Source organism: Sphingomonas phyllosphaerae FA2 (assembly GCF_000427645.1).
GTDB classification, from domain to species: domain Bacteria; phylum Pseudomonadota; class Alphaproteobacteria; order Sphingomonadales; family Sphingomonadaceae; genus Sphingomonas; species Sphingomonas phyllosphaerae.
Genome location: NZ_KE386571.1, coordinates 1,442,283 through 1,461,581 on the forward strand (window position 1 = coordinate 1,442,283; position 19,299 = coordinate 1,461,581).

General features: G+C 67.5%; 20 protein-coding genes and 2 riboswitches. Of the genes, 13 read left to right on the forward strand and 7 right to left on the reverse strand.

Annotation, left to right across the window (positions count from 1 at the left end):
- Positions 1-28: 28 nt before the first annotated feature.
- The 4 genes from gcvPB to gcvT form a co-directional block, all read right to left on the reverse strand.
- Positions 29-1,624 (reverse strand): aminomethyl-transferring glycine dehydrogenase subunit GcvPB, encoded by a 1,596-nt coding sequence (gcvPB, locus tag SPHPH_RS0107190; RefSeq protein ID WP_028966095.1) that lies wholly within the window; start codon positions 1,622-1,624, stop codon positions 29-31.
- Positions 1,621-2,979 (reverse strand): aminomethyl-transferring glycine dehydrogenase subunit GcvPA, encoded by a 1,359-nt coding sequence (gcvPA, locus tag SPHPH_RS0107195; protein ID WP_028966096.1) that lies wholly within the window; start codon positions 2,977-2,979, stop codon positions 1,621-1,623. Before gcvPA ends, gcvPB begins: the two co-directional genes overlap by 4 nt.
- A gap of 150 nt (positions 2,980-3,129) precedes the next feature.
- Complete coding sequence (gene gcvH / locus SPHPH_RS0107200) at positions 3,130-3,501, reverse strand: glycine cleavage system protein GcvH (protein WP_028966097.1); 372 nt, start codon at positions 3,499-3,501, stop codon at positions 3,130-3,132.
- A 2-nt stretch (positions 3,502-3,503) separates the two neighbouring features.
- Entirely contained in the window at positions 3,504-4,652 is a 1,149-nt protein-coding gene (gene gcvT, locus SPHPH_RS0107205; RefSeq protein WP_051272883.1) for a glycine cleavage system aminomethyltransferase GcvT, read from the reverse strand.
- A 62-nt stretch (positions 4,653-4,714) separates the two neighbouring features.
- Positions 4,715-4,820: riboswitch (glycine riboswitch) on the reverse strand.
- Positions 4,821-4,923, reverse strand: a riboswitch (glycine riboswitch).
- A gap of 6 nt (positions 4,924-4,929) precedes the next feature.
- On the opposite strand from gcvT, the gene SPHPH_RS20410 reads away from it, so the two are divergent.
- Complete coding sequence (locus tag SPHPH_RS20410) at positions 4,930-5,976, forward strand: FkbM family methyltransferase (protein ID WP_156025873.1); 1,047 nt, start codon at positions 4,930-4,932, stop codon at positions 5,974-5,976.
- 56 nt (positions 5,977-6,032) lie between these two features.
- Positions 6,033-6,296 (forward strand): hypothetical protein, encoded by a 264-nt coding sequence (locus SPHPH_RS0107215; protein WP_028966099.1) that lies wholly within the window; start codon positions 6,033-6,035, stop codon positions 6,294-6,296.
- Here the strand turns inward: SPHPH_RS0107215 and SPHPH_RS0107220 are convergent.
- Positions 6,289-7,473, reverse strand: coding sequence for an MFS transporter (locus tag SPHPH_RS0107220; protein WP_051272885.1), 1,185 nt, complete (start codon positions 7,471-7,473; stop codon positions 6,289-6,291). The two genes, SPHPH_RS0107215 and SPHPH_RS0107220, sit on opposite strands and share 8 nt — an antisense overlap.
- A 282-nt stretch (positions 7,474-7,755) precedes the next feature.
- The gene (locus SPHPH_RS0107225; protein ID WP_028966101.1) at positions 7,756-8,967 is read right to left on the reverse strand and encodes a PQQ-dependent sugar dehydrogenase; all 1,212 of its coding nucleotides are present in this window, start codon (positions 8,965-8,967) and stop codon (positions 7,756-7,758) included.
- Positions 8,968-9,143: 176 nt separating this feature from the next.
- Between SPHPH_RS0107225 and rimP the strand changes: the two genes are divergently transcribed.
- From rimP to rbfA, 6 genes are all read left to right on the forward strand, one after another.
- Positions 9,144-9,716, forward strand: a complete 573-nt coding sequence (rimP, locus tag SPHPH_RS0107230; protein WP_037488246.1) for a ribosome maturation protein RimP — start codon at positions 9,144-9,146, stop codon at positions 9,714-9,716.
- Entirely contained in the window at positions 9,716-11,347 is a 1,632-nt protein-coding gene (gene nusA, locus SPHPH_RS0107235; protein WP_028966103.1) for a transcription termination factor NusA, read from the forward strand. Before rimP ends, nusA begins: the two co-directional genes overlap by 1 nt.
- Entirely contained in the window at positions 11,347-11,577 is a 231-nt protein-coding gene (locus tag SPHPH_RS0107240) for a tautomerase family protein (protein WP_028966104.1), read from the forward strand. The genes nusA and SPHPH_RS0107240 overlap by 1 nt, the downstream gene beginning before the upstream one ends.
- Positions 11,558-12,292 (forward strand): DUF448 domain-containing protein, encoded by a 735-nt coding sequence (locus tag SPHPH_RS19105; RefSeq protein ID WP_051272886.1) that lies wholly within the window; start codon positions 11,558-11,560, stop codon positions 12,290-12,292. Before SPHPH_RS0107240 ends, SPHPH_RS19105 begins: the two co-directional genes overlap by 20 nt.
- A complete protein-coding gene (gene infB, locus SPHPH_RS0107250; RefSeq protein WP_028966105.1) occupies positions 12,293-15,118 on the forward strand; it encodes a translation initiation factor IF-2 in 2,826 nt (941 codons plus the stop codon).
- Positions 15,119-15,246: 128 nt separating this feature from the next.
- Positions 15,247-15,630 (forward strand): 30S ribosome-binding factor RbfA, encoded by a 384-nt coding sequence (gene rbfA, locus SPHPH_RS0107255; protein WP_028966106.1) that lies wholly within the window; start codon positions 15,247-15,249, stop codon positions 15,628-15,630.
- A 365-nt stretch (positions 15,631-15,995) separates the two neighbouring features.
- Here the strand turns inward: rbfA and SPHPH_RS19110 are convergent, their stop codons facing one another.
- On the reverse strand, positions 15,996-16,334 hold the full coding sequence (locus SPHPH_RS19110) for a hypothetical protein (protein ID WP_202900645.1): 339 nt from the start codon (positions 16,332-16,334) through the stop codon (positions 15,996-15,998).
- A 28-nt stretch (positions 16,335-16,362) separates the two neighbouring features.
- Between SPHPH_RS19110 and SPHPH_RS0107265 the strand changes: the two genes are divergently transcribed.
- The 5 genes from SPHPH_RS0107265 to rpsO all read left to right on the forward strand — a co-directional run bounded on the left by SPHPH_RS0107265 (position 16,363) and on the right by rpsO (position 19,278).
- Positions 16,363-16,947, forward strand: coding sequence for a thymidine kinase (locus tag SPHPH_RS0107265; RefSeq protein WP_028966107.1), 585 nt, complete (start codon positions 16,363-16,365; stop codon positions 16,945-16,947).
- A 238-nt stretch (positions 16,948-17,185) separates the two neighbouring features.
- A complete protein-coding gene (locus SPHPH_RS21075; RefSeq protein ID WP_156025875.1) occupies positions 17,186-17,344 on the forward strand; it encodes a hypothetical protein in 159 nt (52 codons plus the stop codon).
- Positions 17,345-17,399: 55 nt separating this feature from the next.
- Entirely contained in the window at positions 17,400-18,092 is a 693-nt protein-coding gene (locus SPHPH_RS0107275; RefSeq protein ID WP_028966108.1) for a site-2 protease family protein, read from the forward strand.
- Positions 18,056-18,988 (forward strand): tRNA pseudouridine(55) synthase TruB, encoded by a 933-nt coding sequence (truB, locus tag SPHPH_RS0107280; protein ID WP_051272888.1) that lies wholly within the window; start codon positions 18,056-18,058, stop codon positions 18,986-18,988. The genes SPHPH_RS0107275 and truB overlap by 37 nt, the downstream gene beginning before the upstream one ends.
- Positions 18,989-19,008: 20 nt before the next feature.
- On the forward strand, positions 19,009-19,278 hold the full coding sequence (gene rpsO, locus SPHPH_RS0107285) for a 30S ribosomal protein S15 (protein WP_028966110.1): 270 nt from the start codon (positions 19,009-19,011) through the stop codon (positions 19,276-19,278).
- The last annotated feature ends 21 nt before the right edge of the window (positions 19,279-19,299 follow it).

Below are 19,299 nucleotides of genomic sequence, written 5' to 3' on the forward strand. Positions count from 1 at the left end.
CGCTACGCTCGCAATGACGGTCCGGCGTTTACTCCGCCGCCTCGGCCTGCACGACCGGCGGCTTCCACGTCAGCACCGGCTTGCGCGCCGCGAGCGTCTCGTCGAGGCGTGCGCGCGGGGCGAAGTGCGGGGCGGTCTTGAGCGACGGGTCGCCGGCCTTTGCCCGCTCCGCCACCGAGCGCAGCGCGCCGATGAACTGGTCGAGCGCGCCGCGGCTTTCGGTTTCGGTCGGCTCGATCAGCATCGCACCGTGGACGACCAGCGGGAAGTACATGGTCATCGGGTGGAAGCCCTCGTCGATCAGCGCCTTGGCGGCGTCGATCGTCGAGAAGCCGGCCGCAAAGCCCTTATCCGAGAAGATCGCCTCGTGCATGCACGGCCCCGCCCCCGCGAACGGCGCGTCGAGCACGTCCTCCAGCGAGCGCAGCACGTAGTTGGCGTTGAGCACCGCGTCCTCGGCGACCTGCTTCAACCCGTCCGCACCGTGGCTGAGGATGTACGCCAGCGCGCGCGTGAACATGCCCATCTGGCCGTGAAAGGCGACCATGCGGCCGAAGCTGTCCAGCTTGCCGCCAAAATGCTCGTTCGAGAATTCCTCGGCGCGCTCTTCCTCGATCAGATGGACGTACCCGTCCTTCGTCCGCGCGGTGTACGGCAGCGGACCGAACGGCGCGAGCGCCTCCGACAGCACCACCGGCCCCGAACCCGGCCCGCCGCCGCCGTGCGGGGTCGAGAAGGTCTTGTGGAGGTTGATGTGCATCGCGTCGACGCCGAGGTCGCCCGGCCGCACGCGCCCGACGATCGCGTTGAAATTCGCGCCGTCGCAATAGACGTAGCCGCCCGCGGCGTGGACCGCGTCGCTGATCTCCTTGAGATCACGTTCGAACAGCCCGCAGGTGTTCGGGTTGGTGATCATCACCGCCGCGACGTCCGGTCCGAGCCGCGCCTTGAGCGCCGCGGTATCGATCCGACCTTCGTCGGTGGCGGGAATGTCCTCGACCGAGAAACCGGCGAAGGCGGCGGTGGCAGGATTGGTGCCGTGCGCCGATTCGGGCACCAGCACGACCTTGCGGTGGCCCTCACCGCGCTTCTCCAGCGCCGCCTTGATGCACAGGATGCCGCACAATTCGCCATGCGCGCCGGCCTTGGGGCTCATCGCGACGCCGTACATGCCGGTCAGCTTGATGAGCCACACCGCCAGTTCGTTGATGACGCCCAGCGCGCCCTGCACGGTGTCGACCGGCTGGAGCGGGTGGATGTCGGCGAAGCCCGGCATCCGCGCGACCTTTTCGTTCAGGCGCGGATTGTGCTTCATCGTGCACGAGCCGAGCGGGAAGAGCCCGAGGTCGATCGCGTAATTCTGGCGGCTGAGGCGGGTGTAATGACGCACCGTCTCCTGCTCCGACAGGCCGGGCAGCCCGATCGCGCTCTTGCGCGTCAGATCGCCGAGCCGCGAGCCTGCGACATCGCCGTCCGCAAAGTCAACGCCGGTCGTCTCGGTCGAGCCGATCTCGAAGATCAGCGGCTCTTCGAGCATCAGCGCCTTGTTGCCGGTGAAGGTCGGGGCCGCGTTGCCGCCGGCGACCGGCGTCGTCGGCTTCCAGCCGCTTGCGTTGATGCTCATGCCAGTGCCTCCTCAAGCGCGGTCGCCAGCGCCTCAATATCCTCGTCGGTCGCGGTTTCGGTGACGGCGACGATCAGCCCGTTCGCCAGCGCATCCTCGCCCGGGTACAGCCGCCCGAGCGACACGCCCGCGAGCACGCCCTTGTCAGCGAGATCGCGCACCACCGGTCGCGCCTCCTTGCCGATGTCGAGCGTGAACTCGTTGAAGAAGGTGTCGTTGATGAGCTTGACGCCCGGCACCTTCGCCAGCCGGTCCGCCGCACGGCACGCGCCCGCGTGGTTGAGCGCCGCGAGGCGTCGCAGCCCCGCCTCACCCAACAGCGTCATGTGAATCGAGAAGGCCAGCGCGCACAGCCCGGAGTTGGTGCAGATGTTGCTGGTCGCCTTCTCGCGGCGGATATGCTGCTCGCGGGTGGAGAGCGTCAGCACGAAGCCGCGGCGGCCCTCGGCATCGACGGTCTGCCCGCACAGCCGACCCGGCATCTGGCGGACGTACTTTTCCTTGCAGCCGAACAGCCCGACATACGGGCCGCCGAACTGAAGCCCGACGCCGAGCGACTGGCCCTCGCCCACGACGATGTCGGCGTCCATCTCGCCGGGCGAGCGCAGCGCACCGAGCGCGACCGGCTCGGTGACGACCGCGATCAGCAGCGCCTTCTTCGCATGGCAGGCGTCGGCCAGCGGGGTGAGGTCGGCGATGCGGCCGAGGATGTCGGGATATTGGACGACGACGCACGAGGTGTCGTCGTCGATCTTCGCGATCAGCGCGTCGAGATCGGTGTCGGCGCCGAGCGTCGGCAGCGCGGTGTCGAGCGCGTCGCCGGTGTACTTCGCCATCGTCTTCGCGACCGAGACGTAATGCGGATGCAGCCCGCCCGACAGGATCGCCTTGCCGCGCCGCGTAATGCGGCGCGCCATGCCGATCGCTTCCCAGCACGCGGTCGAGCCGTCGTACATGCTGGCGTTCGCGACATCGGTGCCGAGCAAGGCGGCGACCTGCGTCTGAAACTCGAACAGCATCTGGAGCGTGCCCTGCGCGATCTCCGGCTGATACGGCGTGTAGGCCGTCAGGAACTCGCCGCGCTGGATCAGGTGATCGACGCTGGCGGGAACGTGATGGCGATACGCCCCTGCCCCAAGGAAGAACGGCACCTCGCCCGCCACCGTGTTCTTGCGGGCGAGCGCAGCCATGTGGCGCTCGACCGCCAGCTCGCTGGCGTGGTTGGGCAGGTCATGGATCGGGCCGTCGAGCCGCGCGGCTTCGGGCACGTCGGCGAACAGAGCGTCGATCGACGATGCGCCGATGACGGCCAGCATGTCCTGGCGGTCGGTGGGGGTCAGGGGCAGGTAGCGCATGTTCAGAAAACTCCCCCCTCCGTGTCAGGGAGGGGTCGGGGGAGGGTCAGCGTCCGGGGATACGGGTAGCGGCGGACGGAACGGCTGACGTTCCGCGAGCACGCGCCCCTCCCCCAACCCCCTCCCCGATGGGGAGGGGGCTATGTTAGATCACAGCTTCGCGACGAACGCGGCGTAGGCGGTTTCGTCCATCAGCGCGTCCAGCTCGGACGCGTCCGACAGCGTGATCTTGAAAAACCAGCCTTCGCCTTCCGGGTCGCTGTTGACCAGCGCCGGCTCGTCGGTCAGCGCCGGATTGCCTTCGAGCACATTGCCGGAGACGGGCGAATAGACGTCCGACGCGGCCTTGACGCTCTCGACGACCGCAGCCTCGTCGCCCTTGCCGAGCGCACGGCCCGCGTCAGGCACTTCGACGAACACGATGTCGCCGAGCTGGCTTTGCGCATAGTCGCTGATGCCGACCGTGCCGGTGTCGCCATCGACGTCGATCCACTCGTGATCCTCGGTGAAATAACGGCTCATCTTTACTTCACTCCTCGGAAGTAGCGGTGGGGAACGAACGGCATCGCGGTGACGGTGGCACGGTGCGCCTTGCCACGCTGCGACAGGGTGACGACGGTGCCGGGCACGGCATCGGCGAGCGGGACATAGGCCATCGCGATCGGCGCGCCGACGGTCGGCGCGAAGCCGCCGCTGGTGACGCGGCCGACGACCGCGCCCGCGGCGTCGAGCACGTCGGCACCCTCGCGGACCGGCTGACGCCCCTCAACCAGCAGCCCGACCCGCTTGGTGGCGGGGCCGGCCTCGCGCTCGGCGAGGATGCGTGCGGCGCCGGGGAAGTCGGCAGCCTCGCGGCGGCGCTTGAACAGCGCGAAGCCGAGATCGGCCTGCACCGGGGTGATCGCGGGATCGAGGTCGTGACCGTAAAGCGGCAACCCCGCCTCCAGCCGCAGCGAGTCGCGCGCGCCGAGCCCGATCGGCTTGATCTCGGGCTGCGCGACCAGCGCGTCGGCGAACGCCTCGGCGGCCTCGGCGGGCACCGACATTTCCACGCCGTCCTCGCCGGTATAGCCCGAACGGCTGATCCACAGGGCGTGGCCGTTCCACTCGAACGCGCCGGCCTGCATGAAGGTCAGCGCGGCGACGCCGGGCACGAGCCGCGCGACGGCTTCGACCGCCTTCGGCCCCTGCACCGCGAGCAAAGCGTGCTCTTCCATCATGTTGAGCGTGATATCGTCGGGCAGATGCTCGACCATATGCGCGACATCGTCATACTTGGTCGCGCCGTTGACGACCATGTAGATGCGATCCGCGGCTTGCGGCGTCAGCATCAGGTCGTCGAGGACCCCGCCCTGGTCGTTGAGGAGCAGCGAGTAGCGCGCCTTGTTGAGCGGCGCATCGACGATCGCGGCGGGCATCAGCGCCTCGAGCGCGGTCGCGACATTGTCGCCAGTGATCGACAGCTGGCCCATGTGACTGACGTCGAACAGCCCGGCATTTTCGCGCGTCCAGAGGTGCTCGGCCATGATGCTCTCGTACTGGACGGGCATGTGATAGCCGGCGAACTCGACCATCCGGCCGCCCTTCGCGCGGTGCCAGGCGTCGAGCGGGAGCGTCAGGATCTCCAGCGGCTCGAAACCGTCGTCTTCATGGCTAACGGGCGTTTCGCTCATCACAGGTCTTCCGTTACAAGAGGCCGGTCGCATGCGGAGCCCGGGGCCCGCCATCGATCCGAATGTCCCCCTCTGTCACGGAACCTGAGAGCTTTCCCCGGATATGCCGGGTTACCCCTTCGGTGGGCGTGCGGGCCGAGGCCCACATGCCGCTTTCCAGAGTGTCGATCGGCCGGCGCGGTCCCTTCTGCCTGAGAGATTCCGGGGTGGTTGCTCCTTCGGCGGCGGCTGATGACCTGAAAGGCCGGCCGCGCTCTCCCGCGCCTGCCCATGCCCCTTGCGCGGCATCGACCGAACCGCCCTCTACGCGCGCCGGAGCGGGAGTCAATTGCGGATTGCTCGCCACGGCTATGGTGTCGTGCACCGACATGGGTCACTATCTATGCGTGGCATGAACGGGGGGTTCTGGGTGTCTGACGTACTGAACGGACTGGCAATCGCGTCGAAAAAGGCCGTGCACCGGCTTCTCGTGGCGCCGAGGCAGCGGCGGCGTTGGGCGGCTGCGCGCGCGCCATTCGATCACCGTACGCCGGAAGGGCTGACCTTTCGGCTGTACCCGCACGAATATGTCGACTCCTTCATCTATCAATTCGGCATCTACGAACGGCAGTATCTCGATTTCTTGCTGAAGGTGCTGCCGCGCGATGCGGTCATGCTGGATATCGGCGCGAACATCGGGAACCACGCACTGTATCTGGCACGCCATATCGCCGCCATTCACGCGTTCGAGCCCAATCCGGTCACCTTCGCGCGACTGAAGCACAATGTCGCAAGCAACGGGCTGGAGGATCGGGTCACCCTCCACCATGTCGGGCTTGGCGACGAGGAAGGGATGTTCCGCTTCGCCTCGAACGTGTCGGGCAACCTCGGCGCAAGCGGGTTCCTGCGTGGTGACGAGGCCGCCGACGCTCGTGTGGAGGTGATCGAGCTGCCGATCCGCCGCGCCGACGATTACGTCGCCGCGCTCGATCTACCGAAGGTCGATTTCGTGAAGCTCGACGTCGAGGGATGGGAAGCCTCGGTGTTCCGCGGGCTGGCCGGCACGATCGCGCGCCATCGGCCGATCGTGGCGTTCGAGTATCACGGTCACGAGCAGCCCCGCAGCGACTTCGACGCGATCGTCGCGGCGCTGCCGGGCTATACCATCATCGACCCCGCCTTCGCTCCGGCGCAGGCCAGCTATGCCGCGAAGGCGCTGTGGGCGATACGCCGAGCGGGCTGGCCGGAACTGCGCCGTGTCACCGACCCTGAACCGCGTACCTACGAGAGCCTGTTGGCCTTTCCCAATGAAGAGCTGCTCGCGAGGTTCGATCGAAAGGATTAGCGTGGAGCCGCAGCCGGTTTGAACACGTTGCGGGGTGAAGGACAAGGAGATCGCTTATGGACACTGCCACTTCCCCCGTCGTCGAGCGGATCGCGCGCGTACTCGCTGCGCAGCATCTGAGCGCCAACGGTCATGGCACCGTCGAATCGCCGAGCGCGCTCGTCGACGCGCAGTGGAAGGATCACCGCGACGATGCGATTGCGGTGCTGCACACGATGCGCGCGCCGAGCCCGGCGATGGCCGCGGCGGGCGATGTTGCGGTGTGGGAGCGGATGGTGCTGGCGGCAATCGCGGAGGCAAAGCCCGGCATCGTCATGTAGCGGCGCGGCGGTCCACGGCCCACGACACTGCCAGCACGACCAGCCCGGCGACCGCGAGCACGGCCCCGACCGGGCCGGTCGAGGTCCAGCCCCAGCCGGCGGCGATCGCCATCCCGCCCAGCCACGGCCCCAGCGCATTGGCGGTGTTGAACGCCGAATGGTTGAGCGCCGCGGCGAGCGCCTGCGCGTCGCCCGCCACGTCCATCAGCCGGGTCTGGAGGACGGTGCCGAGCGAGCCGCCGATCCCGATCGCCACCATCGCCACCAGCACGGTCGCGAAGTGCTGCGCGGCCAGCGGCCAGAGCAGCAACGCGGCGATGCTCCACACCAGCACCGCGGCGGCGGTCGGCAGCAAGGCGCGGTCGGCGAACCTGGGAACGATCAGATTGCCTGCGGTCATCCCAACGCCGAACGCAGCGAGTGCGAACGGCACCATGCGCGGGCCGACCTGCGTCACGTCCGCCATCGTGTCGGCCAGATAGGTATAGACCGCGAACAGCCCGCCGAACCCGATCGCGCCGATGCCGAGCGTCAGCCACACCTGTGGCCGCCGGAGCGCACGAAGCTCCCACAGCGGGCTCGCCGCCGGGTCGCCGCGGTCGCGTGGCGCGAAAAAGGCGACCAGCGCCGCGGTCAGCGCCGCCAGCCCCGCAACGACGATGAAGCACGAGCGCCAGCCGAGCAGCTGCCCCATGAAATTGGCGAGCGGCACGCCGACGATCGTTGCGACCGTCAGCCCCAGCATGACGCGCGCCACCGCCTGCGTCCGCTTGCCCGCATCGACCAGCGACGCCGCGACCAGCATCGCGATCCCGAAATATGCGCCGTGCGGCAGCCCGGCGATGAAGCGGAACAGCATCATCCAGCCATAGGTCGGCGCGAGCGCGGACAACGCGTTGCCGAGCGCGAACAGCGTCATTAGCGCGATCAGCAGATGCCGCCGCGCCATCCGCGCGCCGAGCACGGCGAGCAGTGGCGCGCCGACAACCACGCCCAAGGCATAGGCGCTGATGACATGCCCGGCGGTCGGCGCATCGACACCGAGGTCGCGCGCCATGTCGGGCAGCAGGCTCATCGTCGCGAATTCGGTGGTGCCGATCGCAAACCCGCCGACCGCGAGCGACAAATGGATCAAGCCGACGGGTGCGTTGCGCACGTCGGCAATGGCGGTGGCCATGCGATTTCCCCGGTTTCGGCTTTTGTGGTGAACCGCATAGCTGGCGATGCTGCGGTGCAGCGTCAAGGGTTTGTCGGTCGTGCGGGCAGTAACCGTCGCTCCTGCGCAGGCAGGAGCCTATGTCTGTACGTGGCGGCGCGGAGCGTTTGACACAAAATGCCGGGTACGTGTGTCGACGTCTGGCGATACGCGACAGACATGGGCCCCTGCCTTCGCAGGGGCGACGGAGGGGAAGTCACCTGCCCCCTCATGTCGGGACCCGCTTCTTCTGCGCGCGACGGTTTACGCCGCCGGCGTCAGCCGCAACAACCGGCCCTGCGAATCGCCGCCGTCCTCCAGCACATAGATCGCGCCGTCCGGGCCTTGCTCCACCTCGCGGATCCGCGCGCCCATGGACCATTGGTCGCCCTTGCTCGCGTTCGTACCGTTGAGGTCGACCCGCACCAGCGACTGCGACGACAGCCCGCCGATAAACGCGTCCCCCTTGTATTGCGGGAACAGGTCGCCCGAATAGATCATCAGCCCGCCCGGCGAGATCACCGGATTCCACCAGACCTTCGGCGCTTCATAGCCGTCGCCGGGCGCGTGATCGGGGATGTCGCTGCCGTCGTAGTTCGAGCCGTTCGAGACGTTCGGCCAGCCGTAGTTGCGGCCGGGCAGGATCAGGTTGAGTTCGTCCCCGCCCTTCGGCCCCATCTCCTGCTGCCAGAGATTGCCCTGCGCATCGAAGGCGAGCCCGAGCAGGTTGCGGTGCCCGTAGCTCCACACCTCGGGTAGAAAGCCCTGCGTCGCGAGTGGGTTGTTCGCCGCCGGCTTGCCATCCGGGGTCAGCCGCAACACCTTGCCGAGCGAGCCGCCCTTGTCCTGCGCAGGAGTGAACTTCTGTCGCTCGCCGTTGGTGAAGAACAGATACTGACCGTCGGGCGAGAAAGCGATACGCCCCGAATAATGGCCGTCGCCGTTGACCAACGGTGTGGCGCGATACAGCGCCTCGATCATCGAAAGACGTTCGGCCCCCGCGTCGCCCGACAGCACGCCACGCGCGAGCACCACGCCCTTGCCGCCCTGCCCGGGAGCCGAATAACTGAAGTAGACGCGCTTGCTGGTCGCGAAATCGGGGGCGAGCACCACGTCCATCAATCCGCCCTGCCCGGCGGAATCGACGTCGATGGTCGCGATCGTGCGGCGCGACGAGCCGTCCGCACTGACGAGCAGCAATTCGCCCTTCTTCTCGGTGACCAGCATCCGGCGGTCGGGAAGGAAGGTCATCGCCCAGGGCGCGTCGAAATCGGCGATCACCGCGCGGGCGAACGGCGTCCCCGCAACCGGCGTGCTGCTCGGCGAGGGCGACGGGCTCGGAGTCGGCGCCGGCACGCCCGGCGCGTCGGCGACCGGCTGCACCGCGGCCGAATCCTCCCCGTTGCAGGCCGCCGCAGCGGTGAGCGCGACGGCGGCGAGCGCGATACGGTACAGCACCCGATTCTCCTTTTTCATCCGAGTTTCATTCAACAAATCCGGGTCACATGCATTGTTCCGGCAAGCTGGGCTAGGCGCTTGCGAGCGTAGCGCAGTGGCGCTATATGGGCGGTGCTTTCTCTTACATCGCGAGGTGATAAGGGGCTGCGGGGCTCGCTCCGCGGCGGCAAGAAACGCATGTGCGGTAGGTGCTTTTGAACGACATCACTCCCCTCGTCCGGTTGATCGAGCCAGAGGCAGACGCGCTCGGCTTCGCGCTGGTGCGCGTCCGGTTGTTCGGCAAGGACGATGAGCGCACGCTGCAGATCATGGCCGAGCGGCCTGACACGCGGCAGCTGAACATCGACGATTGCGCCGAACTGTCGCGCCGCATCTCGGACAAGCTCGACGCGCTGGAGGAGGCCGGCAAGGACCCGATCGAGGGTGCGTACCGGCTGGAAGTGTCGTCGCCGGGCATCGACCGCCCGCTGACCCGTCGGCAGGATTTCATCGACTGGGCCGGGCATGAGGCACGGATCGTGCTGACCGAGGCGGTCGACGGGCAGAAGCAGTTCAAGGGCGACCTGGAAGGCATCGATGCCGATGGCATGATCGCGATCCGCCACCCGCGCACCGGCGTGCTGGAGCAGGTGCCGTTCGCGCTGATCGCCGATGCCAAGCTGGTGCTGACCGATCGCCTGATCGAGGCCACCGTCCCGCTCTCGATGGAGGGCGCGGAAGAAGAGATTCAGATAACGTCCGCGGACGAAGAAGAGGAAACCCACTGATGGCCACCGGCGTCACCGCCAACCGCGCGGAGCTGATCGCGATCGCCAATTCGGTCGCTTCGGAAAAGATGATCGATAAGGCGATCGTCATCGAGGCGATGGAGGACGCGATCCAGCGCGCCGCGCGCACGCGCTATGGCCAGGAAATGGACATCCGCGCCAAGCTGGATGCCAACAACGGCGATCTGCGGCTGTGGCGCGTCGTCGAGGTAGTCGAGCAGGTCGACGACATCTACAAACAGGTCGACGTCAACGGCGCGCAGAAGCTGCAGCCGGGCGCGAGCGTCGGCGACTATCTGGTCGATCCGCTGCCCCCGATCGAATTCGGGCGCATCCAGGCGCAGGCCGCCAAGCAGACGATCTTCCAGAAGGTCCGCGACGCCGAGCGCGAGCGCCAGTATGAAGAGTTCAAGGAACGCGCCGGCGAGATCATCACCGGCGTCGTCAAGCGCGTCGAGTTCGGCCATATCGTCGTCGATCTCGGCCGCGCCGAGGGCGTGATCCGCCGCGACGCGCAGATCCCGCGCGAAGTGGTGCGCGTCAACGACCGCATCCGTTCGCTGATCCTGAAGGTGGTGCGCGAGAACCGCGGCCCGCAGATCTTCCTGAGCCGCGCACACCCCGACTTCATGAAGAAGCTGTTCGCGCAGGAAGTGCCCGAAATCTACGACGGCATCATCGAGATCAAGGCCGCTGCGCGCGATCCGGGCAGCCGCGCCAAGATCGGCGTCATCTCGCATGATTCGAGCATCGATCCGGTCGGCGCGTGCGTCGGCATGAAGGGCAGTCGCGTGCAGGCGGTCGTGCAGGAGATGCAGGGCGAGAAGATCGACATCATCCCGTGGTCGCCCGACACCGCGACCTTCGTCGTCAATGCGTTGCAGCCGGCGAACGTCGCGCGCGTGGTGATCGACGAGGAAGAGGATCGCATCGAGGTGGTCGTCCCCGACGATCAGCTGTCGTTGGCGATCGGCCGTCGCGGCCAGAACGTGCGTCTCGCCAGCCAGTTGACCGCCAAGGCGATCGACATCCTGACCGAGACCGACGCCAGCGAGAAGCGTCAGCAGGAGTTCGTCAAGAATTCCGAGACCTTCCAGAACGAACTGGATGTCGACGAGACGCTGGCGCAGCTGCTGGTCGCCGAGGGCTTCGGCGCGCTGGAAGAGGTCGCCTATGTCGAGCTGGACGAGCTGGCCGGGATCGAGGGCTTCGACGAGGATCTCGCGCAGGAGCTGCAGAGCCGTGCGCAGGAAGCGCTCGACCGCCGCGAACAGGCCAACCGCGAGGAGCGGCAGGCGCTGGGCGTCGAGGATGCGCTGGCCGAGCTGCCGTATCTGACCGAGGCGATGCTCGTCACGCTCGGCAAGGCCGGGATCAAGACGCTCGACGATCTCGCCGATCTGGCGACCGACGAACTGGTCGAGAAGAAGCGCGCCGAGCCGCGCCGCCGCAACGACGATGCGCCGCGCCGCACCGATCGCCCGGAGAACAAGGGCGGCGTGCTCGGTGAATACGGGCTCAGCGACGAGCAGGGCAATGAAATCATCATGGCCGCCCGCGCGCACTGGTTCGACGACGAGCCGGCCGCCGAGCAGCCCGCTGAGCAGGCGTCGGAGGATCAGGACGCCTGATGCCGTTCGTATCGATCCGACTGGCCGGCGCCGCGACGCGCGAGCAGAAAGCGGCGATCGTGGCGGACGTCACGACGTCGCTGGTCACGCGGCTGGGCAAGAACCCGGCCGCGGTGCAGATCGTGATCGAGGAAGTGTCGACCGAGAATTACGGTGCGGGCGGCCAGTTGCTGGCCGACCGCGACGCGCCCGTTGCCAAGGGAGACGCATATGCGGACCCCCGACAATGAGACGCTAGACGGCACCCCCGAACGGTCCTGCATCCTCACCCGCGAGCGTGCGTCGCCCGCGGCGCTGATCCGACTGGCGCTCGCCCCTGACGGGTGGGTGCTGCCGGACGTGCGCGCCAAGGCGCCGGGCCGCGGGGCGTGGATCGGGGTCGATAGCATCGAACTCGAACAGGCGATCGCCAAGGGCAAATTACGCGGCGCGCTCGCGCGGGCGTTCAAGACCGGCGAGCTGACGATCCCCGACGATCTGCCCACGCTGATCGCCGCCGCGCTGGAGCGCAACGCGCTCGACCGGCTCGGGCTGGAATCGCGCGGGGGCACGATCCTGACCGGCTCGGAGCGGATCGAGACCGCCGCACGCTCGGGCAAGCTGCACGCGCTTTATCATGCCGCCGATGCCGCCGAGGACGGGTGCCGCAAGCTGGCACAGGCATGGCGCGTCGGGTCCGATCGCGAAGGTTCCGACGTCAGGGGCTTGGCACTGCCGGTGGCGCGCCCCATATTGTCGTTGGCGCTTGGCCGCGAAAATGTGGTACACATCGGCGTCATCGACCGCGCTGCGGCCAAACGACTCAGCGAAGCGCTCGATCGTTGGCTGCACTTTATCGGCCCTGATCTGAATACAGCACCTTGCGCTACGGCCGCGCAAGGCGCATCGGCGCCCGGCATTGCCGGGGCGACCACTACCGGCCGTGAGACTGCACGAGGAATTTGAGTGAGCGAGACCGACAACGACAAGCCGAAGCTCGGAATGCGCCAGCCGCTGGGGCTCAAGCGCACGGTCGAGACCGGCAAGGTGAAGCAGAGCTTCAGCCACGGCCGTAGCAATACGGTGGTGGTCGAGGTGAAGCGTCGCCGCGTGCTCGGTCCGCAAGGCGGTGCGCCCGAAGCGGCGGCCCCGGCGCCCGAGCCGACCCCGGCGCCCGCCGCGCCGGTTGCCCCCGCACGCCCCGCGCCGCGCCCGCCGGTCTCGAACGAGACCGCGCAGGAGCGTCAGGCTCGGCTGCTGCGCGAGGCCGAGGACCAGCGGATGCACACGCTGGAGGAAACCCGCCGTCGCGAGGACGCCGAGCGCCAGCGCGCTGCCGAGGAAGAGCGTCGTCGCGTCGAGGAGCGTGCGCGCAACGAGGCCGAAGCGGCTGCCAAGGCCGCTGAGCCGACGCCTGCCCCGGCACCGGCCGCGCCGGAGCCGGTCGCGGCCCAGCCCGCGCCTACGCCGGCCCCGACGCCCGCTCCCGCCCCGGTCGAGGCGGCGGCACCTGCGCCGGTCGCCGCGCCTGCTCCGACGCCGGCACCAGCTCCGGTTGCCGCGGCAACGCCCGCGCCTGCCGCAGCAGCGCCGACGCCGGCTCCTGCGCCACGTCCGGCACCGACGCCGGCCCCCGCTCCGGCCCCTGCCCCGACGCTGGGTCTGGGTCGTGACCCGTCGATGCCCGCGCCGCGCCGGTTCTCGCCGGTCGCGCGTCCTGAGATTCCCAAACCGCAGCCCAAGCCGGCTCCGGCACCGACGCCCGCGGCCTCCCCGGCTGCGTCAAGCGCATCGGCTGGCGGCGGCAGCAACGCCCCGCGCAGCCTGCCCAGCGGTCAGGCGACCCCGCGCAACACCAACGTGGCACGTCCGCAGCAGCGTGACCGCAAGGGTGACGAGCGTCGTGGCGGCAAGCTGACCGTTACGCGTGCGCTCAACGAGGATGGCGCACGCGCGCGCAGCCTCGCGGCGCTGAAGCGCGCCCGCGAGAAGGAGAAGCGTGGCTTCGGCGGCCCGCGCGAGCCGCAGGCCAAGCAAGTCCGCGACGTGCAGGTGCCGGAAGCGATCACGGTGCAGGAACTCGCGAATCGTATGGCGGAGCGCGGCGCCGATCTGGTCAAGACGCTGTTCAAGATGGGCATGCCCGTCACGATGACGCAGACGATCGACCAGGACACCGCCGAGCTGCTGGTGACCGAATTCGGCCACAACATCGTCCGCGTGTCGGACTCGGACGTCGATCTCGCGATCGACACCACCGAGGATGCGGAGGACACGCTGCAGACGCGTCCGCCGGTCGTGACGATCATGGGCCATGTCGACCACGGCAAGACCTCGCTGCTCGACGCGCTGCGCGGCACCGACGTGGTGCGTGGCGAGGCCGGTGGCATCACCCAGCATATCGGCGCCTATCAGGTCACGCTGAAGGACAAGTCGAAGATCACCTTCCTCGACACGCCTGGTCACGAGGCGTTCACTGCCATGCGTGCGCGTGGCGCGGACGTGACCGACATCGTGGTGCTGGTGGTGGCGGCCGACGACGGGCTGATGCCGCAGACGATCGAGGCGATCAACCACACCAAGGCGTCGGGCAAGCCGATGATCGTGGCGATCAACAAGATCGACAAGCACGAGGCGAATGCGCAGCGCGTCCGCGAGCGTCTGCTCGAGCACAACATCCAGGTCGAGATGATGGGCGGCGAGACGCAGGACGTCGAGGTGTCCGCGCTCAAGAAGATCGGGCTCGACGAACTGATCGAGAAGATCCAGCTTCAGGCGGAACTGCTCGACCTGCGCGCGAACCCGGATCGCGCCGCCGAGGGCAGCGTGATCGAGGCCAAGCTCGACAAGGGCCGCGGCCCGGTCGCGACCGTGCTGGTCACGCGCGGTACGCTGAAGGTCGGCGACGTGTTCGTCGTCGGTGCGGAAAGCGGCAAGGTCCGTGCGCTCGTCGACGATAAGGGACGTCAGCTCAAGGAAGCGGGTCCATCGATGCCGGTCGAGGTACTCGGCCTGTCGGGCACGCCGTCGGCGGGCGACCAGTTGCAGGTCGTCGAGAACGAGCAGCGCGCGCGCGAAGTCGCGGAATATCGTCAGAGCGTGCTCACGCAAAAGCGCACGACCTCGGCGCCGACCAGCCTCGAGAACATGTTCTCGGCGCTGCGCGCGAACGCCGCGATCGAATATCCGCTGGTCGTGAAGGCCGATACGCAGGGTACGGTCGAGGCGATTGTCGCGTCGATCAACAAGATCTCGACCGATCTGATCCGTGCGCGGGTGCTGCATTCGGGCGTCGGCGGGATCACCGAGAGCGACGTGACGCTGGCGGGTGCCAGCGGCGCGCCGATCATCGGCTTCCACGTCCGCGCCAATGCCAAGGCGCGCGAGATCGCCGAGCGGCAGAAGGTGGCGTTGAAGTACTACGACGTCATCTACGACCTGATCGACGAGATCCGCGCCGGCATGGCGGGCGAGCTGGGGCCGGAGGCGTTCGAAACCGTCGTCGGTCGTGCGGAAATCCGCGAGGTCTTCTCGGCGGGCAAGCACGGCAAGGCCGCCGGTCTGCTGGTCACCGAAGGCGTCATCCGCAAGGCGCTCAAGGCGCGCATCACGCGCAACGACGTCATCATCTACAATGGTGAAATCGCGTCGCTGCGCCGCTTCAAGGACGACGTACCGGAAGTGCGCGCCGGTCTGGAGTGCGGCGTCACGTTCACGCAGAACTTCGTCGACATCAAGGCGGGGGATTACCTCGAAACCTTCGAGGTCGAACTGCGCGAGCGCACGCTGTAATATACTGCAACTACCCCTCTCCCCTGCGGGGAGAGGGTTGGGTGAGGGGTCGCCCCAAGCGCTGGTCTCGGTGAGACGCCCTCCCCTCACCCCGCCCCTCTCCCCGGGGGGAGAGGGAGTTATCCGATATGACCGACAAGCCAGAAAAATCTGTCCGTACGCTGCGCGTCGGCGAGCAGGTCCGCCATATCCTGTCGGAAGTGCTTCAGCGCGGCGACGTCCATGACGAGACGCTCGCCAGCCATATGGTCAGCATCACCGAAGTGCGCATGTCGCCCGACCTGCGCCATGCGACGGTGTTCGTGAAGCCGCTGCTCGGCAAGGACGAAGAAGCGGTGCTGAAGGCGCTGCGCACCAACACCGCCTATCTGCAACGCGAGGTCGCGACCCGCGTGAAGATGAAATATGCCGCGCGGCTGAAGTTCCTCGCCGATGAGAGCTTCGACGAGGGCAGCCATATCGACTCGCTGCTGCGCCGCCCCGAGGTGGCGCGCGATCTGGGCGACGACTGACGTCTACCTCCGTGAGCAACGCTACTTCGGCGGCGCTCACGGTCTGGATCGAGCCGTGGTGCAATGAATTGACGCTCCCGCCGCGATCGACATTGGCGCTTTGTTCCGGCGCAGGGCGATGTGCCGATAGCGTTGCCGATCTGGAGATCTTGGACGATCGCCTTGTCATATGGGCGACTTCTCCGGGGACGCTGATCGTCACGATCGATGGTTTTGTACAGGATACCGGCAGTCGCAAGATCGACTTGCCGCCAGAGTTGGTCGAGGTGCCGGTCAGGACCTTCGTGAACATCGCCTTTCGTCACCACCCTGGCGCGCGCATAACGGGTGCCCCTTATCTGCCATGGGGCAAGCGCCTGACGCGACTATGCGGGCGGATCAAGGCCCTTCTCCGGCCGTAGACTTTCGCCGACGGCAAAGCGTCTGTGAGCCCCGACGATGCTGTTCCGACGAATCAGTCGGGCGATGGCGTCATCCGCCGAGTTTGCGCTTGCGATCCACGAAGGGGCATCGCTCCAGAAATCCGACGCCCACACATCGCCACCGCCGGGACCGTCGACCATGACCCATGCGACGCGCGTCGTACCATTCAAGGATCGGTCAGCCTGCGCGATAGCCAGCCACGCTCCACCCGAATAAACACCCTGATAACGATCCTGCACCACGATGATCGGGTAGAGTTCGGGCGGCACGGTGCTGGACATGATTGTCATCATCCGGTCTGACGGGTGCATGGCCAAGCTCTATTTCTACTACGCCAGTATGAACGCCGGCAAATCGACCAATCTGCTGCAAGCCGATTTCAACTATCGCGAGCGCGGGATGGCGACGATGCTGTTCACCGCGGCGGTCGATGATCGCTTTGCCGCGGGGACGATCGCGTCTCGGATCGGGCTGTCCGCACCGGCCACGATGTTCGATCCGGCGACCGATCTCGCCGGGCTGGCCCTCGCGCGTCATGCCGAAGCGCCGCTCGCCTGCGTGCTGGTCGACGAGGCGCAGTTCCTGACTGCCACGCAGGTGGATCAGCTCGCCGCGCTGGCCGATCGCGCGGGGATACCGGTGCTCGCCTACGGGCTGCGCACCGATTTCCGCGGCGCATTGTTCGAGGGATCGGCGCGGCTGCTGGCGCTGGCGGACTCGCTGGTCGAGATCAAGTCGGTGTGCGAATGCGGACGCAAGGCGACGATGAACCTCCGCGTCGATGCCGAAGGCCGCCCGGTCGCGGAGGGGCGGCAGACCGAGATCGGCGGCAACGATCGGTATGTCGCGCTGTGCCGACGGCATTTCAGCGAGGCGTTTCAGGCCAAAGGCTAGGGCCGGTCGCTCGCCTGCCTCCCTCGTCATCCCGGACCTGATCCGGGATCCCGCTTCTTCTTACCTCGGTCGCCAAGAAGAAGCTGGGCCCCGGATCAAGTCCGGGGCGACGAATTAAGGGGACTTGCGGTTAAAAAACACGACAACCCAGCCCGGAAGGCCTGAATGTCAATCGGTCCTATCCAAAGCGAGCTACTTGGCGCTTGTCCTCCCTGTCGCGAACCGACAACCTATAGCAATGACGATCTTCGGCGAGGTGGTAGCAGAGGTGGTCCAGAGCCTCTGGGGCAGTTCGATCGACGCGGCGTATAAGCGCTGGGGTTGGGCGGGCGGCATCGTCACTTTCTTTGGCCCGATTATGCTTCTGGCTTTGCTGGTGTGGGCAACCCTCAGATAGCTGCACTCGCTATCCCGCCTAGCCATCCCCCCACCCCCGCCCTATCTGCGCGGGCATGAACCCCAACGGCATCATCTGGTCGGCGGCGATCTGGATCATTCCGCTCGTCATCGCGATCGTCTTCCACGAGGTCGCGCATGGCCTGGCCGCGCGCGCGCTCGGCGATCCGACAGCGCAGGAACAGCGGCGGCTGTCGCTCAACCCGCTGCGCCACGTCGATCCGATCGGCACCGTCGCGCTGCCGCTGATGCTCGCGATCGCCAAGGCGCCGGTGTTCGGCTGGGCCAAGCCGGTGCCGGTCGACTCCCGCCGCCTGCCCCACCCGCGCCGCGACATGATGCTGGTCGCGCTCGCCGGCCCGGGATCGAACCTCGTGCTGGCGCTGATCGGCGCGGTGCTGCTGGGGCTGTTCACGCGCAATATCTATGGCGTCGCGCCGGGCAGCCTCCCCGCGTTCGTCGCCGCCAACCTGCTCAATTTCGTCCTCATCAACGTCTTTCTCGCGATCTTCAACCTGATCCCGCTGCCGCCATTCGACGGCGGGCATGTCGTCGCCGGCTTGCTCCCCGAGCGGCTGGCACAGCGCTGGGACCGGCTCGCGCGGTTCGGCTTTCCGCTGCTGATCGTGCTGCTGCTCGTCTTGCCCTCACTGGTGCCCGGGGCGAACATCGTCCAGCGGCTCGTCCAGCCGCCCGCGCAGGCGCTCGCCGAATGGTATCTCGCGCTGGCGGGAGCGATCGGCGCGTGACGCTGCATGGATGGCTGATCCTCGACAAGCCGCTCGGGCTCGGCTCGACGCAGGGCGTCTCGGCGGCAAAGCGCGCGCTGCGGAACGGCGGCTATGGCAAGGCCAAGGTCGGGCATGGCGGGACGCTCGATCCGCTGGCGACCGGCGTGCTGCCGATCGCAATCGGGGAGGCGACCAAGCTGGCCGGGCGGATGCTCGACAGCGACAAGGTCTATGACTTCACGATCCGGTTCGGCGAGCAGACCGACACGCTGGATGCGGAGGGCAAGGTGATCGCGACCAGCGACGTGCGGCCCACCGCCAGCCAACTCGAAACGGTCCTGCCGCGCTTCACCGGCCCGATCGCGCAGGTGCCGCCGGCCTATTCGGCGCTCAAGGTCGACGGGCAGCGCGCCTACGACCTCGCGCGCGCCGGCGAGGAGGTGGTGCTGGCCACGCGCGACGTGACGATCCACGCGCTGACGCTCGCCACCCCGCCCGGCGATGATCCGCTGCACGACGCGACGCTGACCGCGCATGTCTCCAAGGGCACGTACATCCGCAGCCTCGCGCGCGACATCGCGCTGGCGCTCGGTACGGTCGGCCATGTCACCTATCTGCGCCGGACGAAGGCGGGGCCGTTCACGCTCGATCAGGCGATTACGCTGGACAAACTGGACGAAATCGCTAAGGCGCGCAGCCTTGAACACTCTCTCCTGCCATTGAGCGCAGGGCTGGACGACATCCCGGCTCTCGCACTCACGCCCGACCAGGCAGGGGCGCTCCGTCAGGGGCGTGTACTGGCCGGGATCGCCGCCGACGACGGTCAGGCCTTTGCGATGCTGGGGGTATTGCCCGTCGCACTGGTCGAGGTGGAGCATGGCTCCGTTCGCGTCGTCCGCGGCTTCAATTTGTAGAAGATGTCGTAGGAACCTATATGTCGATTACCGCAGAACGCCGTCAGGAAGTCATCAAGGACAACGCCCGCGCCGAAGGCGACACCGGTTCGCCCGAGGTCCAGGTCGCGATCCTGACGGAGCGGATCAAGAACCTGACCGAGCACTTCAAGGGCCACGCCAAGGACAACCACTCCCGCCGCGGTCTGCTGATGATGGTCAACAAGCGGCGCTCGCTGCTGGACTATCTCCGCAAAAAGGACGGTGATCGTTATCTGGCGCTCATCGCGAAGCTCGGGCTCCGCAAGTAACATGAAGGGGCGGCCCGCAAG

Bases quoted from the DNA above. Each gene is read 5' to 3' on its own strand.
- SPHPH_RS19110 (WP_202900645.1), bottom strand. From the start codon at position 16,334: ATGTCCAGCACCGTGCCGCCCGAACTCTACCCGATCATCGTGGTGCAG.
- gcvH (WP_028966097.1), bottom strand. From the start codon at position 3,501: ATGAGCCGTTATTTCACCGAGGATCACGAGTGGATCGACGTCGATGGC.
- SPHPH_RS0107240 (WP_028966104.1), top strand. From the start codon at position 11,347: ATGCCGTTCGTATCGATCCGACTGGCCGGCGCCGCGACGCGCGAGCAG.
- SPHPH_RS0107265 (WP_028966107.1), top strand. From the start codon at position 16,363: ATGGCCAAGCTCTATTTCTACTACGCCAGTATGAACGCCGGCAAATCG.
- nusA (WP_028966103.1), top strand. From the start codon at position 9,716: ATGGCCACCGGCGTCACCGCCAACCGCGCGGAGCTGATCGCGATCGCC.
- SPHPH_RS21075 (WP_156025875.1), top strand. From the start codon at position 17,186: ATGACGATCTTCGGCGAGGTGGTAGCAGAGGTGGTCCAGAGCCTCTGG.
- rpsO (WP_028966110.1), top strand. From the start codon at position 19,009: ATGTCGATTACCGCAGAACGCCGTCAGGAAGTCATCAAGGACAACGCC.
- SPHPH_RS0107220 (WP_051272885.1), bottom strand. From the start codon at position 7,473: ATGGCCACCGCCATTGCCGACGTGCGCAACGCACCCGTCGGCTTGATC.
- truB (WP_051272888.1), top strand. From the start codon at position 18,056: ATGGTATCTCGCGCTGGCGGGAGCGATCGGCGCGTGACGCTGCATGGA.
- rbfA (WP_028966106.1), top strand. From the start codon at position 15,247: ATGACCGACAAGCCAGAAAAATCTGTCCGTACGCTGCGCGTCGGCGAG.
- gcvT (WP_051272883.1), bottom strand. From the start codon at position 4,652: ATGAGCGAAACGCCCGTTAGCCATGAAGACGACGGTTTCGAGCCGCTG.
- SPHPH_RS0107225 (WP_028966101.1), bottom strand. From the start codon at position 8,967: ATGAAAAAGGAGAATCGGGTGCTGTACCGTATCGCGCTCGCCGCCGTC.
- gcvPB (WP_028966095.1), bottom strand. From the start codon at position 1,624: ATGAGCATCAACGCAAGCGGCTGGAAGCCGACGACGCCGGTCGCCGGC.
- SPHPH_RS0107215 (WP_028966099.1), top strand. From the start codon at position 6,033: ATGGACACTGCCACTTCCCCCGTCGTCGAGCGGATCGCGCGCGTACTC.
- SPHPH_RS19105 (WP_051272886.1), top strand. From the start codon at position 11,558: ATGCGGACCCCCGACAATGAGACGCTAGACGGCACCCCCGAACGGTCC.
- SPHPH_RS0107275 (WP_028966108.1), top strand. From the start codon at position 17,400: ATGAACCCCAACGGCATCATCTGGTCGGCGGCGATCTGGATCATTCCG.
- gcvPA (WP_028966096.1), bottom strand. From the start codon at position 2,979: ATGCGCTACCTGCCCCTGACCCCCACCGACCGCCAGGACATGCTGGCC.